The sequence below is a fragment of the Dehalococcoidales bacterium genome (assembly GCA_041652735.1).
In the GTDB taxonomy this organism is placed as follows: domain Bacteria; phylum Chloroflexota; class Dehalococcoidia; order Dehalococcoidales; family RBG-16-60-22; genus RBG-13-51-18.
The window spans coordinates 1-22120 of sequence record JBAZGT010000017.1 but is presented as its reverse complement, the minus strand read 5'-3'; the positions used below and the strand labels follow the sequence as shown (position 1 = coordinate 22120).

Annotated in this window: 21 protein-coding genes and 1 tRNA gene; 18 read left to right on the top strand and 4 right to left on the bottom strand. The window is 56.5% G+C overall.

From position 1 onward, the window contains the following. Positions 1-469: 469 nt before the first annotated feature. From WC370_07220 to WC370_07180, 9 genes are all read left to right on the top strand, one after another. Positions 470-1075, top strand: coding sequence for an AAA family ATPase (locus WC370_07220; protein ID MFA5309256.1), 606 nt, complete (start codon positions 470-472; stop codon positions 1073-1075). Next, on the top strand, positions 1065-2561 hold the full coding sequence (locus WC370_07215; GenBank protein MFA5309255.1) for a leucyl aminopeptidase: 1497 nt from the start codon (positions 1065-1067) through the stop codon (positions 2559-2561). Before WC370_07220 ends, WC370_07215 begins: the two co-directional genes overlap by 11 nt. Positions 2562-2640: 79 nt before the next feature. Beyond that, positions 2641-3282 carry an MBL fold metallo-hydrolase gene (locus WC370_07210; protein ID MFA5309254.1) on the top strand — a complete coding sequence of 214 codons (642 nt, stop codon included), beginning with the start codon at positions 2641-2643 and terminating at the stop codon, positions 3280-3282. Positions 3283-3422: 140 nt separating this feature from the next. After that, on the top strand, positions 3423-4049 hold the full coding sequence (locus WC370_07205) for a class I SAM-dependent methyltransferase (protein MFA5309253.1): 627 nt from the start codon (positions 3423-3425) through the stop codon (positions 4047-4049). Next, positions 4049-4711 carry an HAD family hydrolase gene (locus tag WC370_07200; GenBank protein ID MFA5309252.1) on the top strand — a complete coding sequence of 221 codons (663 nt, stop codon included), beginning with the start codon at positions 4049-4051 and terminating at the stop codon, positions 4709-4711. The genes WC370_07205 and WC370_07200 overlap by 1 nt, the downstream gene beginning before the upstream one ends. Positions 4712-4969: 258 nt before the next feature. Further along, the gene (locus tag WC370_07195; GenBank protein MFA5309251.1) at positions 4970-5578 is read left to right on the top strand and encodes a molybdenum cofactor guanylyltransferase; all 609 of its coding nucleotides are present in this window, start codon (positions 4970-4972) and stop codon (positions 5576-5578) included. Further along, positions 5578-6852 carry a gephyrin-like molybdotransferase Glp gene (gene glp / locus WC370_07190; GenBank protein ID MFA5309250.1) on the top strand — a complete coding sequence of 425 codons (1275 nt, stop codon included), beginning with the start codon at positions 5578-5580 and terminating at the stop codon, positions 6850-6852. The genes WC370_07195 and glp overlap by 1 nt, the downstream gene beginning before the upstream one ends. A 24-nt stretch (positions 6853-6876) precedes the next feature. Further along, entirely contained in the window at positions 6877-7527 is a 651-nt protein-coding gene (gene mobB, locus WC370_07185) for a molybdopterin-guanine dinucleotide biosynthesis protein B (GenBank protein ID MFA5309249.1), read from the top strand. Further along, the gene (locus tag WC370_07180) at positions 7524-8255 is read left to right on the top strand and encodes a DUF362 domain-containing protein (protein ID MFA5309248.1); all 732 of its coding nucleotides are present in this window, start codon (positions 7524-7526) and stop codon (positions 8253-8255) included. Before mobB ends, WC370_07180 begins: the two co-directional genes overlap by 4 nt. Positions 8256-8269: 14 nt before the next feature. On the opposite strand, the gene WC370_07175 is transcribed toward WC370_07180, so the two are convergent. The 3 genes from WC370_07175 to rnc are packed head-to-tail and all read right to left on the bottom strand — an operon-like array spanning position 8270 to position 9496. Beyond that, a complete protein-coding gene (locus WC370_07175; protein MFA5309247.1) occupies positions 8270-8551 on the bottom strand; it encodes an acylphosphatase in 282 nt (93 codons plus the stop codon). Between the two features lie 40 nt (positions 8552-8591). Further along, on the bottom strand, positions 8592-8738 hold the full coding sequence (locus WC370_07170) for a hypothetical protein (protein MFA5309246.1): 147 nt from the start codon (positions 8736-8738) through the stop codon (positions 8592-8594). 56 nt (positions 8739-8794) lie between these two features. Continuing rightward, the gene (gene rnc, locus WC370_07165; GenBank protein ID MFA5309245.1) at positions 8795-9496 is read right to left on the bottom strand and encodes a ribonuclease III; all 702 of its coding nucleotides are present in this window, start codon (positions 9494-9496) and stop codon (positions 8795-8797) included. A 180-nt stretch (positions 9497-9676) separates the two neighbouring features. Here rnc and WC370_07160 point away from each other — a divergent pair. The 9 genes from WC370_07160 (at position 9677) to ilvC (ending at position 21948) form a co-directional block, all read left to right on the top strand. Next, positions 9677-9750 (top strand) — tRNA-Gln (locus tag WC370_07160). Positions 9751-9769: 19 nt separating this feature from the next. Then, complete coding sequence (locus WC370_07155) at positions 9770-10156, top strand: hypothetical protein (GenBank protein ID MFA5309244.1); 387 nt, start codon at positions 9770-9772, stop codon at positions 10154-10156. 161 nt (positions 10157-10317) lie between these two features. After that, complete coding sequence (locus tag WC370_07150) at positions 10318-14538, top strand: acyl-CoA dehydratase activase (protein MFA5309243.1); 4221 nt, start codon at positions 10318-10320, stop codon at positions 14536-14538. A 172-nt stretch (positions 14539-14710) separates the two neighbouring features. Continuing rightward, the gene (locus tag WC370_07145) at positions 14711-15130 is read left to right on the top strand and encodes a metalloregulator ArsR/SmtB family transcription factor (protein ID MFA5309242.1); all 420 of its coding nucleotides are present in this window, start codon (positions 14711-14713) and stop codon (positions 15128-15130) included. A gap of 91 nt (positions 15131-15221) precedes the next feature. Continuing rightward, positions 15222-15458 (top strand): hypothetical protein, encoded by a 237-nt coding sequence (locus WC370_07140; protein ID MFA5309241.1) that lies wholly within the window; start codon positions 15222-15224, stop codon positions 15456-15458. A 5-nt stretch (positions 15459-15463) separates the two neighbouring features. Beyond that, on the top strand, positions 15464-15865 hold the full coding sequence (locus WC370_07135) for an arsenate reductase ArsC (GenBank protein ID MFA5309240.1): 402 nt from the start codon (positions 15464-15466) through the stop codon (positions 15863-15865). Next, the gene (arsB, locus tag WC370_07130) at positions 15852-16928 is read left to right on the top strand and encodes an ACR3 family arsenite efflux transporter (GenBank protein MFA5309239.1); all 1077 of its coding nucleotides are present in this window, start codon (positions 15852-15854) and stop codon (positions 16926-16928) included. The genes WC370_07135 and arsB overlap by 14 nt, the downstream gene beginning before the upstream one ends. Before the next feature lie 540 nt (positions 16929-17468). Beyond that, positions 17469-20444 carry a hypothetical protein gene (locus tag WC370_07125; protein ID MFA5309238.1) on the top strand — a complete coding sequence of 992 codons (2976 nt, stop codon included), beginning with the start codon at positions 17469-17471 and terminating at the stop codon, positions 20442-20444. Positions 20445-20847: 403 nt separating this feature from the next. Beyond that, positions 20848-21948: a ketol-acid reductoisomerase gene (gene ilvC / locus WC370_07120; GenBank protein ID MFA5309237.1), complete on the top strand. Its 1101-nt coding sequence runs from the start codon at positions 20848-20850 to the stop codon at positions 21946-21948. Between the two features lie 76 nt (positions 21949-22024). Here the strand turns inward: ilvC and WC370_07115 are convergent. Continuing rightward, positions 22025-22120: IS3 family transposase (locus tag WC370_07115; GenBank protein ID MFA5309236.1), on the bottom strand; the 96-nt coding region annotated here is incomplete at its 5' end.

The window sequence follows — 22120 nt, the reverse complement described above, 5'->3', positions numbered from 1 at the left end:
CAGCCGTCGTCACGGATACTACCGCCTGCGTGCCGTAACGCACTTTAGCGTGCAGGCATGTCGTCCCGATTCGGGGATTCACGGAAGCTCATCGGGACTCCTCGCAATGACAACATACGGCAACGGGCCGACAGGCTCATGGTTCGACAGGCTCATGGTTCGACAGGCTCATGGTTCGACAGGCTCATGGTTCGACAGGCTCATGGTTCGACAGGCTCATGGTTCGACAAGCTCATGGTTCGACAGGCTCATGGTTCGACAGGCTCATGGTTCGACAGGCTCATGGTTCGACAGGCTCATGGTTCGACAGGCTCATGGTTCGACAGGCTCATGGTTCGACAAGCTCATGGTTCGACAGGCTCATGGTTCGACAAGCTCATGGTTCGACAGGCTCACCATGAGCGGAGGCGGCGGCCCTTCCATTTACCTATCTAGTCAAACCATACCAAACCGTTTATAATCAAAAGGTATGGTAAGTTCCCAGGTAATCGCGGACGCGAACCGCCCGGCCGGCAGCTTGGAACCCCTCCCCACCCCGCAAAGCCGTCCCGCCATCGTCGTGGTCAGCGGGCTGCCCGGCACCGGCAAGTCCTATTTCTGCCGCCGTTTGGCGGAGCGGCTGCCCCTGGTCATTCTGGAGAGCGACGCCCTGCGCAAGCAGCTTTACCCCCGGCCAGACTACTCGGCGGAAGAAAGCGCCCGGGTTTTCCGCACTATTTTCCGCCGGATGGCGGAGCTGGTTAAAAAAGGCCGACCGGTTATCCTGGATGCCACCAACCTTACCGAAAAGCACCGCCAGCCTATTTACCGCATCGCGGAACGAGAGAACGCCAGGCTGGTACTGGTACGCGTCACCGCCCCGCCGGAACTGGTACGTCAACGATTGCGCCGCCGGGCCGGGGACGCCAACAACAACTCCGACGCCGATTGGGCCGTTTACCGGGAGATGAAGCCCACCGAGGAAAAGATACAGCGCCGCCATTTCACCGTGGATACAGCGCGGGATATTACGCCCGCCCTAGATAGAGTGGTTAAAGAAATCAGCCGCTTAAAGGAGACGCAACATGGAGATTAAAGCCGCCGCCGGTGATATCACCAAAGCCAAAGCCGGGGCCATCCTGCTGACCCATTACGAGGGGGTAAAAACCCCGGAGGGGGAGGCCGCCGCCGCGGATAAAGCACTGGGCGGGGTTATCGCCGGGTTAATCAAGCAGGGAGACATCAAGGGCAAACTCAATGAAGTGACCCTGCTCCACAGCCTGGGCAAACTGCCGGCGGAACGCGTGGCAATCGTCGGCCTGGGGAAGAAAAAAGAGCTGACAATCGATAAGGTGCGGGGGGCGACCGGCCAGGCCTGCCGCTACCTGCGGGACAACGGCGCCAGCGATATCGCCGCCGCGGTCATGGGCGAAGGCGCCAACGGCATTAAAAGCGATGCCGCCGTCCAGGCGATGACGGAAGGCGCGCTGCTGGGGCTTTACACCTTCAAAAAGCACATGACCAAGAAAGACGACGCTAAAAAAGAGGTCAAAACGCTGACTATCTACGCCGCCAGCAAGGACAAAGCGGAAAAAGCCATCGAACCGGGGAAGGTACTGGCGGAAGCCGCTACCTGGGCGCGGGACATGGTCAACGAGCCGTCCAACTTCATGACCCCGTCCGATATGGCGGCGGAGGCGATGAAGATGGCCAAGAAGTACGGCATTAAAGCGGAGATATTCGAAAAAGATAAAATAAAAGAGCTAAAGATGGGGGGGCTTATCGGGGTGGCACAGGGCAGCCAGCAGCCACCGCGGTTCATCATGCTTACCTATAAAGGGCGGGAGGGCGAGGGCATAGACGTGGCGCTGGTGGGCAAGGGGCTGACCTTCGATTCCGGCGGCATCTCCATCAAGCCGTCCGAGAGCATGGAGGACATGAAGGGGGATATGGCGGGGGGCGCATCCGTGATGGGGGCCATGATGGCGATTGCCCGGCTCAAGCCGGGGATTAACGTTACGGCTTTAGTGCCCGCCACGGAGAACATGCCGTCCGGCTCCGCCCAGAAGCCCGGCGATGTCGTCACCGCCCTGAACGGCAAGACCATCGAGGTGATTAACACGGACGCGGAAGGCCGCCTTATCCTGGCGGACGCGCTGAGCTACGCGGTAAAGCTGGGGGCCAAGAGCATCATCGATGTGGCCACGCTGACCGGGGCCTGCCAGGTAGCCCTGGGCAATATTTGCACCGGCGCTTTCAGCAATAACCAGGCGCTGGCGGACAAGGTTATCGCCGCCGGTAAAGAGACGGGCGAGCCCGCCTGGCAGCTGCCCATGTTCGACGAGTACAAGGAGCTTATCAAGAGCAATTACGCGGATATCAAGAACACCGGCGGCCGCTACGGCGGCGCCATCACCGCCGCCAAGTTCCTGGAAGAGTTCGTGGACAAAACGCCCTGGGTGCACCTGGACATCGCCGGGACATCGGACACCGATAAGGAAAAGGGCTACCTGGTCAAGGGCGCTACCGGCACACCGGTGCGGACGCTGGTGAGCTTTGTCCTGACACAGGCGAAGAAATAGATATTACGCCACTGACGTGACGGGCGGGACTCGGCAGTCCGCCAGCCAGAAATGAACAGCAATACGGGGAGGGCTGAAAATGAAAATAAAGTACCTGGCACATGCCGCCTTCCTGATTACCGCGGAGAACGGCACCAGAATCGTCACCGACCCCTATAAGCGGTCGGAGAGCCTCAAATTCGGCGCTATCAACGAGACGGCGGAGATAGTTACCGCCAGCCACGAGCACGGCGACCATAATAATATCGCCGCGGTGAAGGGCAATCCGCAGTCGGTGAACGCCGCCGGAGAGGTAAAGGGCATTAAAATCAAGGCCGTCCCCACCGCCCATGACGATAAAGACGGCAGTCAGCGCGGCCAGAACACCGTCTTCTGTTTCCTGGTGGACGGCGTCAACATCTGCCACCTGGGCGACCTCGGGCACGAGTTGACCGCGGCGCAGGTAGAGGCCATCGGCAAAGTGGACGCGCTGCTGATACCGGTGGGCGGCTTCTTCACCATCGACGCCGCCACGGCCACCAAAGTCTGCGAACAGCTCAAGCCTAAAGTCATCATCCCCATGCACTACAAGACAGAAAAGCTGGACTTTCCCATCTCCGGCGTGGAGGACTTTCTCAAGGGCAAGAACAACGTCACCCGTTCTCAAGAAAGTGAATTAGAGCTAAAAGCGGACAGCCTGCCCGCATCACCGCAAATAATCGTGCTGAAGCCGGCGCTGTAGGGCTAGTGTCATTGTGGGCTAAGCGTGGCAATCCGCCCTGCCTTAACCCCACCCCTGGATTCCCGCCCCCGATTGTCATACGGGGCACGGCGGCGCGGGCATGACAACATAAAAAAAGCGAACATGACGACGTCGATTATATGAACGAATACTGGGACAAGCGCTACAGCGCCGAGGGCAAAATATGGGGAGATGCCCCCAGCGGCACCGCCGTCACCGCCCTGGAGCTGTTCCGACAGAACAAGGTCAATAAAGTGCTCGTGCCGGGGTCGGGTTACGGCCGGAACACCCGGCTGTTTGCCGCTTCCGGATTCAAAGTTACGGGCGTGGAAATTTCCTTCGAAGCGTGCCGGCTGGCAACCACTTTCGATCCCCGGACACGTATCTTCAACCTTTCCGCTTTGGACATGACTGCCATCAAAGACAAGTTCGACGGGCTTTACGGCTTTAACGTTTTACACCTCTTCCGCGCCGGGGACCGGCAGAGCTTTGTACGCCAGTGCGCCGCCAGGATGAAGAAAAACGGCATCATGTTTTTTACCGTTTTTTCCGAAAGGGAGCCCAGCTACGGCAAGGGCGCGGAGGTGGAACCGGGCACCTTCGAAAGCAAGCCGGGCCGGCCGGTGCATTACTTTACCGAGAACGACCTGAAAGAGCATTTCAAAGGCATGGAAATAACGGCAACGGGCCTGGCGGCCGACCCGGAAGACCACGGCGAGGGACCGCATACCCATATCCTGCGCTATATCTGCCTGAAAGCTGGATAATGATAAATCCCAACGACGTACAACTGATTATCTTCGACATGGACGGCACCATCATCGCCTCTTTGCCGGCCGTTTACGAGTCCATCAAACGCGCTTTTAAAAAGCTGGACTGGCCGGTCAATTTCAGCGCGGATGAAATCAACCAGTTCTTCGGGGTGACGACGGCGTCCACCAAAGGCAGCCTTTACGAGTTCATCACCCCGCCCTACAGCCGCCTGACCATCCCGGAGGTGCGGGAAAAGGTGCGGGACGAGTACGAAGACGCCTTCAGGGACGTGCTGGAGATGTTCCCGGGCGTCAAGGAAACGCTGGCCGCTTTAAGGAAAAGAGGCTATAAGCTGGCGCAGTACACCAACGCCTCCACCGCTTACCTCAACATCGTTATGTCTAGCCTGCAAATCCGCGAATACTACGACTACGTGGAATGCATCCAGGACAACGGACTGGCCAAGCCGGAGCTGGTCAGGAAAATACGGGGCATCTTCGGGGGGGCGGCGGCGGCGATAGTGGGCGACCGGGTGCATGACATCGAGGCGGCGCGGGAGACCGGCTGTTTATCCATCGGCGTGCTTTACGGCTACGGGGACAAGGAGCCGGAGGCGGCGGATATCACCATCAGTGAATTTTCTGATTTACTTAATATCTTTACCAGAAATAGTTAACAAGTACGATGTCAGGCACCTCCCGGCCCGGGTAAAATACTAAAGGAATATCCCCCGAACCGTGCCGCCGACATAATTATCAATAATACCGACCGGCAACATCCCGCGCGCCGCCGGTCCCGTTAACAGCGTTAACTCGTAACATTTTGTTACGGTATAAAATTTTAACAATATACGTTCAACATCTAGTTTCTATTGACCCCCTATGGTAGAATAGTATATAGGGGGTATAGTCGGCTTTGTAATTGGACAGGTGATTTGGATATAAGCTGTATTATCCTGGCTGGCGGTAAAAGCGTACGCTTCGGACATGACAAGATATTAGAAAAAATAGGCAGCGCCAGCCTGCTCGAACAGGTAATATCCCGCACCGGGCCTTTAAGCCAAGAGATCGTTATTGTAACGGCGAAAGAGAGAAGCTTCGCGGAGCTAGCGGCCCACCCGAAAGTCAAGATAGTCAGCGATATTTTCCCCGGGCAGGGCTCTCTGGGCGGCATTTACACCGGACTGGTAAATTCAAATTCGCTTTATAATCTCGTGGTGGCTGCTGATATGCCTTTTTTAAACGAAGCGCTATTACGATACATGATAAACGCAGCGGACGGCTATGACTACACCCTGCCGAAAATCGGCCACTGGTACGAACCACTGCACGCTATATATGCCAAGAACTGCATCGAGCCCATCAAGGCGATGCTGGAGCAAGGCAACAAAGTCATCGTCGAGCTGTTTAAATTCGTAAAAGTCAGGTTTATCGAAGACGAGGAGGTCGACCGGTTCGACCCCAAGCACCTGAGCTTTTTCAATATAAACACCGCGGCGGACATGGAAAAAGCCAAAAATATCATGGGGGAAGCCGGAGCATAATGTTATCCGTTGAAGAAGCCCTGCAAAAAATACTCGAAGCGGTGGATGTCCTGGACGCAGAGACCGTCCCCATATTGGACGCCGCCGGCCAGGTATTAGCCGAGGACATCACCGCCAGCGTGACCGTTCCGCCGCTGGACAACTCCGGCATGGACGGCTACGCCGTGCAGTCCGCGGACACGCGGGGGGCCAGCCAGGCTTCACCTAAAATTTTAAAGGTAATAGATACGGTCATGGCCGGGGCTATTTCCGATAAGGAAGTCCAACCGGGCACGGCCATACGCATTATGACCGGGGCGCCCGTACCCCGCGGCGCGGATAGCGTCGTTCAATTTGAAAACACCGATGATGATAAAAGTAAAAAAGACGGCAAGCCGGTAACCAAAGTAGGCATCCTGGCGCCGGCCGCGCCCGGCCTGAACGTGCGGCGGGCGGGCGAAGATATCAGCCGCGGCCAGGTAGTCCTGAAAAAGGGCGCCGTCATCAGGCCGGCGGAAATAGGCCTGCTGGCTTCCGTGGGGCGACTTGAGGTAAAAGCGATACGCCGGCCGGTAGTGGCCGTGCTGTCCACCGGCAACGAACTGGTGGAGGTAGGCCAACCGCTGCCGGAAGGCAAGATTTACGACAGCAACGCCTACAGCATAGCCAGCCTGGTCAAGCGCTACGGCTGCGTCCCTAAAATCCTGGGGATATCCCGGGACGACGAGCAGGAGCTCGTCAGCAAGCTGAAGCAGGCGCAGGACGCGGACATGCTGCTGACCACCGGCGGGGTGTCCATGGGCGATTATGACATGGTGAAAGAAATTTTAGAAAGAGACGGGGAGATGGTCTTCTGGAAGGTCCGGGTCAAGCCGGGGAAACCGCTGGCCTTCGGGAAGATAAAGGGGAAAGATAAAAACGGCCGTCCCCGCAGCATCCCCCACCTGGGGCTGCCCGGCAACGCCGTGAGCAGCATGGTAAGCTTCGAGCTTTTCGTGCGGCCGGCGCTCCTGAAGATGATGGGCAAGAAGAAATACGCCAAGCCCGCCGTGCCGGCCATCCTGGAGGACAGCGTGACCAATGACGCCGGCCGCCGCATCTACGACCGCGCCATCGTCGAAAAGCGCGACGGCCACTATTACGCCCGGCTGACCGGGCCGCAGGGCTCCGGCATTTTGACCTCCATGAGCCTGGCCAACGGCCTGGTGCTTATCCCGGAGGAAAAGACCAGGGTAAACAAAGGCGAGACCGTCCAGGCGCTGATGCTGGACTGGAATGAAGAAGTAAATATTTAACCCGGGTAAAAACGGTAGAGAAATATGCGTTCGATAATATCAATAGTGGGCAAATCAAGCTCCGGCAAAACGACCCTGCTGGAAAAGCTCATCGCAGAGCTGAAACGGCGCGGCCATAAAGTGGCCATCGTCAAGCACTCCCACCATAAAGACGACCTGGACACCGCCGCCAAGGACACCTGGCGTTTTACCCAGGCCGGCAGCGCACTTTCCGCCATCAACTCGCTGGACCACCTGGCCATCTACCGCCGCATGGAGGAGTACTTCGACCCGCGTGATTTGCCCAGCTACGTGACCTGGGACTTCGATATTCTATTAACGGAAGGGTTCAAGGGCAGCAGCTATCCCAAGATAGAGGTGCACCGCGGCGAACAGGGTAAGGAACTGCTGACCGACCCCAAGCTGCTGCTGGCGGTGGTTACCGACGAGCCGCTGGACATCAGCGTGCCGCAGCTTTCCCATGAAGATGTTAACGGCGTGGCCGATATTATAGAAAAAGTAACCGCTGCCCGGGACAACCGCACCGACCTGGAAATGGTGGTGAACGGGGTGAATACCGCGGTCAACCCGTCCCTGCAAGACCTGCTGGCGCGCACCCTGGCCGCCATGATACCCGTCCCCCGGGGCGACGGTGAAATTAAAAGCCTGCACATCTCCCTGAGGAGGAACAGTTGATTTTCGAAACCTCGGAATTCGTGTTTAAAGTACCGTCCGTGGTAGCCAGAGCGCGGCGCGTCCTGATAAAGCCCAGCGCGTGTTACCCGCTGCCGTACCCGGTTTCCACCAGCGCCGATATGCTGGCCGCCATTATCTCCAGCATACGCCGCGTCAGCGACGCGGATATCCTTTTGCTGGAAGGCACACCCGGCGGCGTGCCCACCCGCCCCATTTACCAGGCGCTGGGCTACAATTTCCCGCGGGTATTGACGCTGGATGTCAAGGACTGTATCTTCGTGGAGGTGGACAACCCCCTCCCCAAGCCCTTCGCCGTGCCGACCTTCTGGGTACCGAACGTAATTCTTTCCAGCGACTATCTTATCACCGTGGCGCCGCTAAAGACCTATAACGGCACCGGCTGTTTCACCATACCCAACCTGCTTTCGCTGCTGCCCAGCAGCAAGTACCACGGGGAAACCCCCGGCGGCTGGGAAAGCCTGTTCAACCTGGGGATAGACAAAGTGCTGGCCGACCTCTATTTTACGCTGCCCTTCGACCTGGGCATCGTCGAGGCGAGACAGAAATTCGCCGTGAGCGAGAATCCCAGCGAGGGTGAGGTGGAGGAATACGACAAGATATTTATCGGCGAGCCTTATGACGCCGACCGCGAAGTGGCCGACGCCCTGGGACTGAAGATAGGCTACCTCGACCTGATAAAGTCCGCCAAGGTGGAACTACAGGCGTAGTCCAGCCGGAAAAGCTAATACCTGACCTTGAAATCCCGGTAATTCCCCGTGCCGGCCGCCCATTCCGTATCCACGGCATCCACGCTGGCGCCGGGGGGGCCCTTCCGGAGATAGGCGACGAGTTTTTCCAGGTCCGGTTTATCCCCTTCCGCTACCACTTCAACCACGCCACCGGGAAGATTGCACACATAACCGGTCAGGTGCAACTGCGCGGCGCGGTCTAACACGAAGACCCTGAAAAAAACTCCCTGCACATGGCCGTGAACCGTCGCCCGGAGAGACGCCATCTCAGCCATCGACAACCACCCCCGAAACTCCCTTATTCAAGAGAAAAAGCTATTCCTCTTCTTCCCGCGGCTTCCTCTTCTTTTTAACGACCTCTACCTCAACCGGCGCTGACGTAACCGTAACCGGGGCTATTTTCTTGTTGTCTTTCTTAGTTTTCTTTTTTTCCCGATGGGCAAAATCTCCGCGACTACTCATAATAACACCTCGCTAAGGTATCTTTAGTACTACTTTTGCAGTTTAGCAGATAGAAACTACTTCGTAAAGTCCCCGTTAAGGTGTTCCAGCGCCAGGCGGGCGGCTTCCGTTTCCGCCGCTTTTTTAGTCCTGCCGGCGCCGCGCCCCATGACCCGGGAGTTCACCATCACCTCCACCACGAAGTTTTTCTCATGGTCCGGGCCGCTTTCCGAGACCAGGCGGTAAGCGGGCGCCGCCTGATATTTTGATTGTGTTAACTCCTGAAGCCGGGACTTATGCTCCAGCCCATCACCATGCCGGGTCAACCTGTCCCATTCATCAGCGAGGAGGTTTTTAATCAGCGCCTCGGCGGCGAAGATACCACGGTCCATAAAGACGGCGGCGATAAGCGCTTCCAGCGCCCCGGCCAGGTTGGGGGTCTTATTGCGGCCGCCGCTCGTTTCCTCCCCCTTCCCCATGTACATGAAGTCGCCCAGCCCTATCTTCCTGGCCATGCCGGCCAGCGTCTCCCGGCGTACCAGCGCGGCGCGGAGCCGGGTCATCTCCCCTTCCATCAGGTTGGGGAACTCCCGGTACAGCTTATCCGCCACGACAAAGTCCAGCACGGCGTCACCCAGGAATTCCAGTCTCTCATTGTGGCCGAGGGTATGGGCGGGGTTTTCATTGACGTAGGAGCTGTGCACCAGGGACTGTTCCAAGAGGGAGGGGTTTTTAAAAGAAATACCGAGGATTTTTTCCAGCTTGGCTATGTCCGGCACTGGCGCTCTCCTTTTGATAATACAATAATCCGTTGTTCCGGCAGTGTCAAATAATTTCAACTCTATCCGGTTTTGGTGAGACGCTCTAACGCCGGGACCGGCAAACACGAGCGAATTATGGAACAAATTGACGGCGGTTATTGTCTCCATAAAAACATCGTGCTATAATCTATCTGTCACTGGGGAGTCGTCTAGTGGTAGGACAGCAGACTCTGGATCTGTATGCGAAGGTTCGACTCCTTCCTCCCCAGCCACAATCAAAGACAGGCTGTTATGGCAAAAGAAGAGAGCGGCATCGATGAACTAATGCGCCTTTCCCGCCAATTTGCCAAACAGCAGGAAGACCGCGCCAAACAGGAACACCAGCGGGCGGAGCAGGGGAAAAAAGTCAAGGGCGTGCTCCAAGGCCTGCAAAACCTGAACCTCAACATGGCGCTGGACCAGCTCAAGACCGTAGCCAAGCCGGAAATCATCCGCCAGGTATCCACCCTGAAAGGCGGTCAGAGCACGGAAACCCTGCGCAAGATTATCACCCGCCTGGTAGACGACCTGGAAAAGCAGTTGAGCCGGGCCTCCGGCACCAAGGCGGAGATTGCGCCGATGGTAAACGCTACCCGGACCCTCAGCATCCTGCTGGACCTGTATTTTTCACTGAACTAATCAAGTTAAAATCCCCTACTTTACGCCAGCTTCCAACCACACCCCCGTTATTAATCTCTCTCCGCTGTTTACACATGATTTCCAGCAAGTTATAATATATACAAGCCTTTGCATTACATCCGTAACAAACGTATAATTTCACAGCAGGATATTTTCTACTTATGAAACTCGGCATAGATATAGGGTCGGTAACAGCCAAGGTCGTCGTCCTAGACGGGACCGGCAATATTCTGGACTCAAGGTACGTCCGCACCCGGGGACAGCCCGCAGAGACGGTGCTGGCTATCCTGGAAGAGCTATTGGTTAAATACCCGCCGGAACAGTTCGATACGGCCGGGGCTACCGGCACCGGCGGACAGCTAGTCACTACTTTGCTGGGCATCCCTTTCGTTAACGAAATTACCGCCCAGGCCGCCGGTACCACCCGTTTCCACCCGGAGGTGCAGACCATCCTGGAGATAGGCGGCGAGGACTCCAAGCTAATCGTCCTGAAAAAAGAGTCGGGAGAGACCGCCCCCAAGGTGACGGACTTCGCCCTGAACGGCGCCTGCGCCGCCGGCACCGGCTCCTTTCTAGACCAGCAGGCTTCCCGCATGGGTATTCCCATCGAGGACTTCGGGGATGTGGCGTTAAAATCAGAAAACCCGCCGCGGGTGGCGGGGCGGTGCAGCGTCTTCGCCAAGAGCGATATGATTCACCTCCAGCAGGTGGGCACGCCGGTGCATGACATCGTGGCGGGGCTTTGCTTCGCCATGATACGCAATTTCAAAGGGCAGGTCATCCGGGGTCGGGACCTGGACAAACCGGTATCTTTCCAAGGCGGGGTGGCGGCCAATAAAGGCATCCGCCGCGCGGTACTGGAAGTGCTGGAACTGGCGGAAAAAGACCTGATTATCCCGGAGAACTTCGCGGTATTGGGGGCGGTGGGAGCGGCACTGGTCAGCCGGGAGAGCGCCATACCGGCGGATACCATCCAGCGCCTGAAGGACCACATCAACAGTCGTGATTATAAGTTCGTCACCCTGCCGCCGCTACAAGGCGATAACTATGCCATAGACATCAAGCCAATACCGCTGATAAACGATGAGCAGATCGAGGCATACATCGGGGTGGATATCGGCTCCATCAGCACCAATGTGGTGGTGATAGATAAAGACAACCTGGTGCTGGCCCGGCGCTACCTGATGACCGCCAGCCGTCCCATCGAGGCGGTCAAGCAGGGACTGCTGGAAGTGGGCAGAGAGCTGGGCGATAAGGTGATTATCAAGGGCACCGGCTCCACCGGCTCCGGGCGGTACATGACCGGGGAGTTCTTCGGGGCGGACGTCATCCATAACGAGATTACCAGCCACGCCCGGGCGGCCGCCTTTGTCTGCCCGGAAGTGGACACGATATTCGAAATCGGCGGGCAGGACGCCAAGTACATCAGCCTGCAAAACGGCACCATCGTGGATTTTGCCATGAACAAGGTCTGCGCCGCCGGCACCGGCTCCTTCCTGGAAGAGCAGGCGGAGAAACTGGGCATCAGCATTAAAGAGGAGTTCGGCAAGCTGGGTCTGGCTTCAAAGCACCCGCTCGACCTGGGAGAGCGCTGTACCGTTTTCATGGAAAGCCAGCAGAACTACTGCAAGCAGCGGGGGGCGGACAAAAAAGACCTGGTGGCGGGGCTGGCCTACTCCGTGGTAAAAAACTATCTCACCAAGGTAGTGGAAGACCGCAAAATCGGCGACCACATATTATTCCAGGGGGGCACCGCCTTTAACCGCGCCGTGAAAGCCGCCTTCGAGGCGGTGCTGGGCAAGAAAATAACCGTGCCGCCCCAGCATGACATCCTGGGGGCTATCGGCGTGGCCATGCTGGCGAAGGATGAAGTGACCGCCAGCGGCCAAAAAACCGTTTTCCGCGGCTTCGACCTCGCCAGCCGCAAGTACGAACTGTCATCTTTCGAGTGCGAAGCCTGCTCCAACCGCTGTGAAATCCACAAGGTCGTTTTTCAGAACGAAAAGCCGCTGTTCTTCGGCTCCCGCTGCGGCAAATGGGACAGCCTGGAAAAGAAAGAGAAACGCCAGTCTTCCAAGATACCGCGGCTGTTCGAGGAGCGGACCAACGCTTTAATCAACACCTATCCCAAAGACAAACCGGACAAGCCCAACGGCCAAACGGTAGGCATACCCCGGGTACTGTTCTTCCACGAGCTGTACCCGCTCTGGAAAGGCTTTTTCACCGAACTGGGCTTCCAGGTGATATTGTCCGACCCCACCAACCGGCACATCATACGGCAGGGGGTAGAGAACATCGTGGAGGAGCCGTGTTTGCCCATCAAGCTGGCGCATGGGCACGTGCTCAACCTTTTAGCCAAGAAACCGGATATTATCTTCCTGCCGGTACAGTGCACCATGGAAAAACTGGCGGATGATTTCAGCAAGTCCTGGAACTGCCCGCTGACGCAGAGCCTGCCCTACCTGCTGCTCAGCTCCACCCGTATAAAAGAGGCGCTGGAAGCGCCGGAGGGCAAGAAACCGCTGGTATTGAGGCCGGTCATTCACCCGGACCGCGGCCGGGACTGGCTGAAAAAAGTGCTGGTCAACACGGCGCGGGATGCCGGAATAAAATCCCCGGCTTTAATTGAAAAAGCGATTACCACCGGCTTTATTGCCTTCGACCGGTTCAACGCCTGGCAGCAGCACCGGGGACAGGAAGTGCTGGCCCAGCTCAAGCCGGAGGAAAAAGCGATAGTGGTCATCGGGCGGGCTTACAATACCTATGACGAAGCCATGACGCTGAACATCCCGGAAAAGCTGCGGGACATGAATATCATGGCCATACCCATCGACTTCCTGCCGCTAAAATCGGTGGCGGGGGAGGTGGTTAAAGCCCACCCCAACATGTACTGGAAAGCCGGGCAGAAAATCCTGGCCGCCGCCCGCATCATCGCCACCGACCCCCGCCTTTTCGGGCTATATGTCACCAACTTCGCCTGCGGGCCGGACTCATATATTACCAAGTTCTTCAGCAAGGAAACGGAAGGCAAGCCCTTCCTGACCATAGAAATAGACGAACATTCCGCCGACGCCGGCATCATCACCCGCTGCGAGGCTTTCATCGACACGATACGCAACGCCCGCACCCGCGGCACCAGCAAAATTATCCCGACGATCAGCATCTCCTCCAACCATACCAGCAGCCGGCGGGTTTACGTGCCCTACATGATAGACCACGGCTACCTGCTGGCGGCCGCCATGCGCCACGGCGGCGTAGACGCCGAGCCTTTACCGGAGTCCGACGAGCTTACTTTGGAAATAGGCCGCAGGTACACCACCGGCAAGGAGTGCTATCCCAGCATCATCACCACCGGGGACATCGTCAAGAAAACGATGACGCCGGACTTCGACGCGGAGCATGCGGCTTTCTTCATGCCGGCGGCCAGCGGGCCCTGCCGCTTCGGGCAGTATAACCGATTGCACCGCCTCATCCTGGACGAGCTGCAATTGTCCAACGTACCCATCCTCGTCTTCGACCAGACGGGCGGGTATCATAACGACCTTTCCAACATGGGCAAGGGCTTCCGCATCAACGCCTGGCGGTCTTTTATCATCCTGGACTCCATGCAGAAAATGGTGCTGGAGCGGCGTCCCTATGAAGTCAACAAGGGCGAGATGGACATTGTCTACCAGGAGTGGCTGGACAAACTGATAAAGAACGTGGGGCAGGACGGCGCGACGCTGGCGGCGTTCTCGCGGCAGGCCCGGGAGGCGCTGGAAGCGGTCAAGATAGATAAAAGCACCCGCAAGCCGCGCGTCGGCATCGTGGGAGAGATATTCGTGCGGAGCAATAACTTCGCCAACGACGGGCTGATACGCAAACTGGAAGCGCTGGGGGCACAATGCGGCGTGCCGCCCATCGAGGAGTGGTTCGACTATATCGACCACCAGCGCAAATTCCGCTACCGAAAACGGCTTGAAGGGAGCTGGCGCGACTGGACGAAGCAGAAGTTGACCGAGATTGCCATGGAACGCATCGTGGAGAACATCCGCAAAGAGTTCGACCCCGCTATAGAGTCGTTCCGGCGCGAGCTTTCCGCCCAGGAAATCATCAACCGCGGCCACCAGTACCTGACGCCGGCGGTGGAGGGCGAGGCCATTTTAAGCATGGGGCGCGTGGTGGAATACGCCGAGCACGGCTATGACGGCGTGGTGAACATCCTGCCCTTCGGGTGCATGCCGGGGACGATAGTGAGTTTGCTTTTACACCAGTTCCGGCAGGACTACGGGCTGCCCGTGCTGAATGTGGTGGTGGAGGGGACCAAAGACCCCGGCGAGAGCATCCGTTTCGAGGCGTTCATCCAGCAGGCGCGGGAACATTTGGGGAAAAGTAACAAGTAACAAGATATGCCGATTGTAATCGGCATCCCGTATGAGTAAGGGAATCGGGACAAGTAACAAACCCCACTCCTTTTCCCCGCCCGTCAAAAACCCTCCTAGACCATTGTGTTCATCATCTACTCATGTTATTATATGCATAGATGTATGTTTATGCATATAGTGATGGTGCGTCATGAAAGAACTGCTAAAAGTCCATAAAGCGTTGTCCGATGAATCCCGCCTCCGGGTGTTGAACCTCCTGGATGAGCGGGAGTGCTGCGTCTGTGAGGTCATGCAGGCTCTGGACATCTCCCAGTCAAAGGCTTCACGTATCCTCACCGCCCTGCACGATGCCGGTATCCTCAAGCTGCATAAAGAAGGTCTGTGGTCGCTGTACGCTATCGATTGGGAAAATATGGGCAGTCACCTGAAAGACATCGTGGCGGGGACGGCCGCCGCTTTCAAAGAGGACCAGAGGATGCTCGCCGAGCGGGAACGGCTGCGGCAGGCCAAACGGGTGGGACCAGGCTGCGCCGGCAAGATGCGCGGGGAGAAGTCCGCCTGTAATACCGCCGCCAGGAAAAAGGCAAAGGCACCGGAAAAGGCTCTTTAAAATGACTTTCTCAACTAAGTCCCCTTTTGAAGACTACAAGATAACCGTAATCATCGGCGACGGCGGCTGAGAATGAGCCGGAGGCAAGGGAATGACGCGTGCCGTCATCAAACTCGCGGGGGATATAAGCTACGCCATGCCGCTTATGGCCAGCCGTATCGAGACTTGCGCCTACAACGCGGAGGAGGCTATCGCGGCTTTCCGCTATAAAGACTACGGCGTGGTAGTACACCCGGATGAAGTAATGGCCCTGAATGCGGGCAGCGAGGCGGCGGCGGTGGAGGTGATGGACTATATTAAGGAAATCACCGGGGGGGGAAAGGAGTAAAACAATTGAAAACGGTATTGTTTATCTGCGTGCACAACTCCGGCCGCAGCCAGATGGCCGAGGCGTTTTTCAACCGGCTGGCGGGGGGGCGGGCCAAAGCGATTTCCGCCGGCTCCAAGCCGGATACACAGGTCAATCCCACCGTGGTTGAAGTCATGAAGGAAGCGGGTTTTGACATCAGCGGGAACCTGCCCAAGAAGCTGACCATGGAGATGATGAAGGGCATCGACCGGGCATTTACGATGGGCTGCGAGGACGCTTGCCCCTGGACGACGGCCCCTACCGAGGACTGGGAGCTTGAAGACCCCAAGGGCAAACCAATCGAGGGGGTGCGGAAAATCCGCGATGAGATTAAAGAGCGGGTGAGCAAGCTGGTTGAGGACATGTCGGGAAATGAACGGAAGTAACGCGGCGGCCGGGCGCCTTTCCTTCCTGGACAGGTTCCTGACGCTGTGGATATTCCTGGCGATGGGTCTCGGGGTGCTGCTGGGGTGGCGGACCGGGGTAGGCGACTTCATCAATTCCTTAAGCGTGGGGACGACATCCATACCCATCGCGGTGGGTTTGATACTGATGATGTACCCGCCGCTGGCCAAGGTGCGCTACGAGGAGATGGGGCGGGTGTTCCGCAACTGGAAGGTGCTGGGGCTATCGCTGCTGCAGAACTGGGTAATCGGGCCTATACTGATGTTCCTGCTGGCGGTGCTGTTCCTGGGCAAGATATGGCCGCTGCCGGCTTACATGTACGGGCTGATAATGATAGGGCTGGCGCGGTGCATCGCCATGGTGATTGTGTGGAACGAACTGGCGCGCGGCGACCGCGAATACGCGGCGGGGCTGGTGGCTTTCAACTCCGTTTTCCAGATTCTTTTCTACTCTATTTACGCCTGGATATTCATCACCGTGCTGCCGAAGTACTTCGGGCTGGAAGGGTCGGCGGTGGAGGTGACGATGGGGGACATCGCCAGGAGCGTGCTTATCTACCTGGGGATACCGTTCTTCGGGGGGATGCTGACGAGGTTCGTCTTTTTGAAGACCAAGGGGCGCGAGTGGTACGAGCGCAAGGTCATCCCCAAAATCAGTCCCATCACGCTGGGGGCGCTGCTGTTCACCATTATCGTGATGTTCTCGCTGAAGGGGGAGGTTATCGTTCAGATACCGCTGGACGTGCTGAAGATAGCGGTGCCGCTGCTTATCTACTTCGTGGTGATGTTCCTGGTGTCTTTCTGGATGGGGCGGCGCGCAGGGGCGGACTACGCGCAGACGGCGAGCATCGCGTTTACGGCGGCTTCCAACAACTTCGAGCTGGCGATTGCGGTGGCGGTGGCGGTGTTCGGCATAAATTCCGGGGAGGCCTTCGCGGCGGTGATAGGGCCGCTGGTGGAGGTGCCGGTGCTGATCAGCCTGGTGAGCCTGGCGTTATGGTTCCAGAAGAAGTACTGGGGAGACAGGGTGAGAGTTAACAGTTAATAGTTATCAGTCCCCGCTCCTTTGCCCCACCGGGGAGAAGCTTTAAAGTCTTTAGCCCCCTGCCGCCGGGCCCCGGACGGGGCAAGCCCGAATTGTTTTTTTAAATTTTTTCTGTTTTTCCGTACGTGAACAGCTTGGGGATTTGTTTTTTAGTTTATGGTAAGTCAGCTACAAATTCCGGGCAATTGTTTTTTAGTTTATGGTAAGTAGGTTGATAGTTAATAGTTTATAGTTGACAGTTGACAGTTGACAGTTGATAGTTAACAGTTAACAGTTAACAGTTAACGATTTACAGTGGATATTATAGAGGGTATAAGGGGGAAAAGGAAGTGGTGGATGTCATACCTTTCCCCCTTAGTCCCCTTCTCCGCTGGCAGAGAGGGGGAAAATATTTTATTGAGGGGGCAAAATCCTCCTCGGCTCCTCCTTTATGAAAGGAGGACGATGTTTTTTGGGGAGGTGGGGGGAAGAAGTTTGAGAAAAATACGTACTAGTGTATAATTAGCCAAAATAGCCCAATTGGAAAAACGGAAGCAGGTAATGGCGACTACCGAACACACGATAAACGACGCCCTGGCAGCAATCTTGATGGAGACCCGTAGCCTATGGCGTCAAATAGGCGTGGTGAAGTCTGAAAACATCGATGTCCTGAAGGGTAGCGGCAAGAGGCCCGATATCCTGATAAACGAGCCCAACGTTTCCCCTGTTATCGTTGAGACGGAAATATTACCGGCAAATACGGTTGAATCAGACGCCAGGCAGCGACTCGGCGAGCGTTTGACCCCGTCACACGGACGAATATTGTCATCGCTGGCAATCAGGCTGCCGGAGCGGCTGCGGGACTTTTCCGGGCAACAATTAAAGGACGAAATCCTCAACACAACTGACTTTGAAATGGCTCTTTACACCGGGGAAAGCCCGGAATCATTCGTGCGCTGGCCGCAAAGCGGATGGGTAAGCGGGAATATTACCGATTTATCAATGCTAATACAGTCAGCGACCGTGCCACCGGCGGTTATCGAGGAAGCGGCCAACAAACTGGTCGAGGGGGTCAGCGAGGCCGCCGCCCTACTGAAAGACATGGCAGTAGCCCACCCGGGGGCACTAAAGAAGATATGCGAAGAGCTACGCCAACAGGACGGGGAGCAAACGCGGAGAATGGCCACGACGATTCTGGCCAACGCGCTGGTGTTCCATGAGAGCCTGGCACGCGGCGAGGGTGATTTGTATGACGTGCGGACACTGGAAGAACTGCGGGGCAAGCATGGCGGCGTAAATAAAGGCGAGGTAATAGAAGACTGGAAGAGGATTCTGAAAGTCAACTACTGGCCCATTTTCGACATCGCCCGGCGTATATTGGAGGTTCTACCCGCAGATACCGCGCATCCCCTTCTTGAAAGGCTGGTCACGACAGCAGGCGAACTGGTGGCCAACCACATGATGCGCTCCCATGACCTTACCGGCGCAGTATTTCAACGCCTGATAGCCGACCGCAAGTTCCTGGCGGCTTATTATACACATCCGGCCTCAGCGGCGCTGCTGGTCGGCCTGGCAATCAACCCCGATAAGACACCGGGCGGCGGCTCCTGGTCAAAGGAAAAGGATGTGACAGACCTCCGTATTGCCGACTTTGCCTGCGGCACCGGCACGCTTTTATCCGCCGCTTACCGGCGCGTCAGCCAACTGCACGAAGCTGACGGCGGCGACGCCGAGATGATACACCCCGCGATGATGTCTACGGCATTGATTGGATGCGATGTGTTACCGGCGGCGGCCCACCTGACCGCTTCCATGCTGGCGAGTGCCCACCCGACGGTCAAATATAAAGGCAGCAAGATATTTAACGTTGGATATGGCCCAAGGGAGGGCGGCGGCGTTGCACTAGGCTCTTTAGACCTGCTGGACCTCCAGCGCTTGTTTGACATTGTTTCGATTACGGCAAAGGCGGTGGAAGCTAACGGCCAGAGCGAACAGGAGGTCTGGAAAGAAATCAATCACTGGTCGATAGACCTGGTTGTTATGAATCCGCCTTTCACCCGTGATACCGGCCATGAGGGTGTAAAGACTACCGTACCAAACCCGATGTTTGCTGCTTTTGGTTCTAAAGAGGAAGAACAGAAGGAGATGGCCAAAGCCGCCCAAAAACTTTTACGTGGGACAAGCGCTCACGGTAATGCCGGCGAGGCGAGTTCTTTCCTGGTACTGGCCGACCGCAAGTTAAAAAATGGTGGAACTCTTGCTATGGTTATGCCGTTGAGTTTAATGTCGGGAGAATCATGGGAAGAGTCCCGGCAATTACTCCGGAAATCATACAATGACCTTATCCTGGTATCTATTGCCAGTGCGGGTCACAATGATATGTCTTTTTCAGCGGATACTGGAATGGCTGAATGCTTGGTTATCGGTCGCAAAATTGGACAGGGCAGCAGGTGGGCCAGGGCAACATTTGTAATATTAAACGAACGTCCTTCTTCCACGATGACTGGCGCTATCATGGCAATGCAAATTCAACGTTTAAAGGAAGAAAAATTACGCAAGCTGGAAGACGGGCCGTCAGGCGGCAGTCTGTTCCATTTTGGTGATGATGTAGTAGGCTATGCGATGGATGCTCCATTACCTGAAAAAGGTCCATGGAACATAACCCGCATTAAAGATGGTGCATTAGCCCAAGTTGCCTACCAAATGACCGACCACAATTCTATATGGTTGCCAGGCATGGTTAAAAACGATACTATCACAGTTTCTATCGATACAGTCTCGGCAATAGGAAAGGTTGGGCCGGTTGACCGCGATATAGCCGGGAATACATCGGACGGAGGAATTCGCGGTCCCTTCCGAGTAGAAGCTATAAAAATAAAGTCTGCTCCCACCTATCCGGTCTTATGGGCACATGATGCCGCCAAGGAAAGATGCATTGAGTTTGAGGCAGATAGTGAGGGTATTATACGGCAAGGAAAAAACTCTGCTGAAGATAAATATGTTCAAGAAAAAGCCAATAGAATTTGGGAAATATCTTCCCATTGCCATTTTAATCGGGATTTTCAATTCAATAGCCAATCAACAGCGATGCAGTTTACAATTAAAAAGACTATAGGAGGACGAGCGTGGCCTTCAATCAAGTTATCAAATATTGAGCAGGAAAAGGCATTGGTTTTATGGTCGAATTCGTCCTTAGGACTTTTACTTAGATGGTGGCATAGTAATAAGCAACAATCAGGTAGAGGCAGCATAGGTGTATCGGCACTTGAATCACTCCCAGTACTCGATGTGACCAAGTTAGCCAAAGACGCCTTAGCTAAGGCAGTGGCCATTTTTGACGAGATGAAGGATAAAGAGCTGCGGCCGGTCAATGAAATCGCCCGGGACGCCGTCCGCGCGGAGATTGACACACGGCTGGCGACGGAAGTGCTGGGATTCCCGACGGAACTGGCGGCACCGGATGGGCCGCTGGCACTGTTGAGGCAAAAACTGGCGCTGGAGCCATCCATTACCGGGAGCAAGGCGGCGGGGGGATAAGGGGACGGCTGGATTCCCGGGCGGGGTCGGGAGTGACAACAGGGGGAAAAGGAAGGAGCGCCCACTCCGCCCCGGATGCTTCGCTGCGCTCCAGAATGACACTTTTTTGGGGGTGGGGGAAGGCGGGGGGAAAAGGGGAAAGCTTAAAGCTAACCTCACCCCCTGTGTCCCCCTCTCCGCTGGCAGAGAGGGGGAAGCGTGGAAGGGTCTGGATTCCAGCCCCAATTGGCATACGGGGTATACTACTTGCGCTGGAATGACAACGGGGGGAAAGGGGGAGGGTGCGACCACTCCACCCCGGATTCTTCGCTGCGCTCCAGAATGACAGGGGCATCCTTGATTTAGTCGGCGGGGAGAGATTATACTTTAGTTACAAGTTTTTTACGTTACGGAGGCAAGAGCAATGGCGTTAATAGATTTTGGAGGGGTGAAGGAAGAGGTGGTAATGCGGAGCGAGTTCCCGATGGAGAAAGCCCGCGAGGTCTTAAAGAAAGAAACGATTGCGATTATCGGGTACGGCGTACAGGGGCCGGGGCAATCGCTGAACATGAAGGACAACGGCTTCAACGTCATCATCGGGCAGAGCAAGGAGTTCATGCGGGACTGGGACCGGGCGGTGGCGGACGGGTGGAAACCGGGGGTCGATTTATTCGAAATCGAAGAGGCGGCCAAACGCGGCACGATTATCGAGATGCTGACCAGCGACGCCTCCCAGCGGCTGATATGGCCCACCGTCAAGAAGCAGCTGACCAAGGGCAAGGCGGTCTATTTTTCCCACGGTTTTTCCATCGTCTATAAAGACCAGACCGGCGTGATACCGCCGAAGGACGTGGACGTTATCATGGTGGCGCCCAAGGGGTCCGGGACATCGCTAAGGCGCAACTTTTTAAGCGGGGCGGGCATCAACGCCAGCTTCGCCGTTTTCCAGGACGCCACGGGGCGGGCCAGGGAACGGTGCATCGCCATGGGCATCGCCATCGGGGCCGGATACCTGTTCCCCACCACCTTTGAGAACGAGGTGTTCAGCGACCTGGTGGGGGAGCGGGGGGTACTGATGGGCGCGCTGGCGGGCATCATGGAGGCGCAGTACGACACCCTGAGAGCCCACGGGCACACGCCCAGCGAGGCCTTTAATGAGACGGTGGAAGAGCTGACGGAAAGCCTGATAAAGCTGGTGGCGGAGAACGGCATGGACTGGATGTACGCCAACTGCTCGGCCACGGCGCAGCGCGGCGCGCTCGACTGGAAGCCGAAGTTCAAGAAAGCGGTCATGCCGGTGTTCAAAGACCTCTACGAGAAAGTAGCCAGCGGCGCGGAGACGAAGCGCGTTATCGATAGCGTGGGCGGGCCGGACTACCGGGAGGTTTTGGGCAAGGAACTGAAGGAGATACACGACTCCGAGATGTGGAAGGCGGGCAAGACCACCCGCGACCTGCGGCCCAAGGAGGGGGAGAAGAGCGGGGCGAAAACCGCCAAGGGGATTGGGGGGAGGCAGGGGAACTAGGTAATTTGTAGTTTGTAATTTGTAATTGAGAGAGGGGCGGGGTAATGAAGTGACCCCCAAAAGCTAGACACTTTTATTATAGGGCAAAAAGGGCTTGTTGTCTGTGAATAGCAGGTGGCAAGCCCTTTAACTTTATCTTGATACGTCGGTTGTTGTAGTAGTCCATATAGTT

Bases quoted from the DNA above. Each gene is read 5' to 3' on its own strand.
- WC370_07140 (MFA5309241.1), top strand. From the start codon at position 15,222: ATGACGCGTGCCGTCATCAAACTCGCGGGGGATATAAGCTACGCCATG.
- WC370_07205 (MFA5309253.1), top strand. From the start codon at position 3,423: ATGAACGAATACTGGGACAAGCGCTACAGCGCCGAGGGCAAAATATGG.
- WC370_07215 (MFA5309255.1), top strand. From the start codon at position 1,065: ATGGAGATTAAAGCCGCCGCCGGTGATATCACCAAAGCCAAAGCCGGG.
- WC370_07220 (MFA5309256.1), top strand. From the start codon at position 470: ATGGTAAGTTCCCAGGTAATCGCGGACGCGAACCGCCCGGCCGGCAGC.
- WC370_07150 (MFA5309243.1), top strand. From the start codon at position 10,318: ATGAAACTCGGCATAGATATAGGGTCGGTAACAGCCAAGGTCGTCGTC.
- WC370_07210 (MFA5309254.1), top strand. From the start codon at position 2,641: ATGAAAATAAAGTACCTGGCACATGCCGCCTTCCTGATTACCGCGGAG.
- WC370_07155 (MFA5309244.1), top strand. From the start codon at position 9,770: ATGGCAAAAGAAGAGAGCGGCATCGATGAACTAATGCGCCTTTCCCGC.
- WC370_07170 (MFA5309246.1), bottom strand. From the start codon at position 8,738: ATGAGTAGTCGCGGAGATTTTGCCCATCGGGAAAAAAAGAAAACTAAG.
- WC370_07200 (MFA5309252.1), top strand. From the start codon at position 4,049: ATGATAAATCCCAACGACGTACAACTGATTATCTTCGACATGGACGGC.
- arsB (MFA5309239.1), top strand. From the start codon at position 15,852: ATGAACGGAAGTAACGCGGCGGCCGGGCGCCTTTCCTTCCTGGACAGG.
- glp (MFA5309250.1), top strand. From the start codon at position 5,578: ATGTTATCCGTTGAAGAAGCCCTGCAAAAAATACTCGAAGCGGTGGAT.
- mobB (MFA5309249.1), top strand. From the start codon at position 6,877: ATGCGTTCGATAATATCAATAGTGGGCAAATCAAGCTCCGGCAAAACG.
- WC370_07175 (MFA5309247.1), bottom strand. From the start codon at position 8,551: ATGGCTGAGATGGCGTCTCTCCGGGCGACGGTTCACGGCCATGTGCAG.
- WC370_07125 (MFA5309238.1), top strand. From the start codon at position 17,469: ATGGCGACTACCGAACACACGATAAACGACGCCCTGGCAGCAATCTTG.
- ilvC (MFA5309237.1), top strand. From the start codon at position 20,848: ATGGCGTTAATAGATTTTGGAGGGGTGAAGGAAGAGGTGGTAATGCGG.
- WC370_07145 (MFA5309242.1), top strand. From the start codon at position 14,711: ATGAAAGAACTGCTAAAAGTCCATAAAGCGTTGTCCGATGAATCCCGC.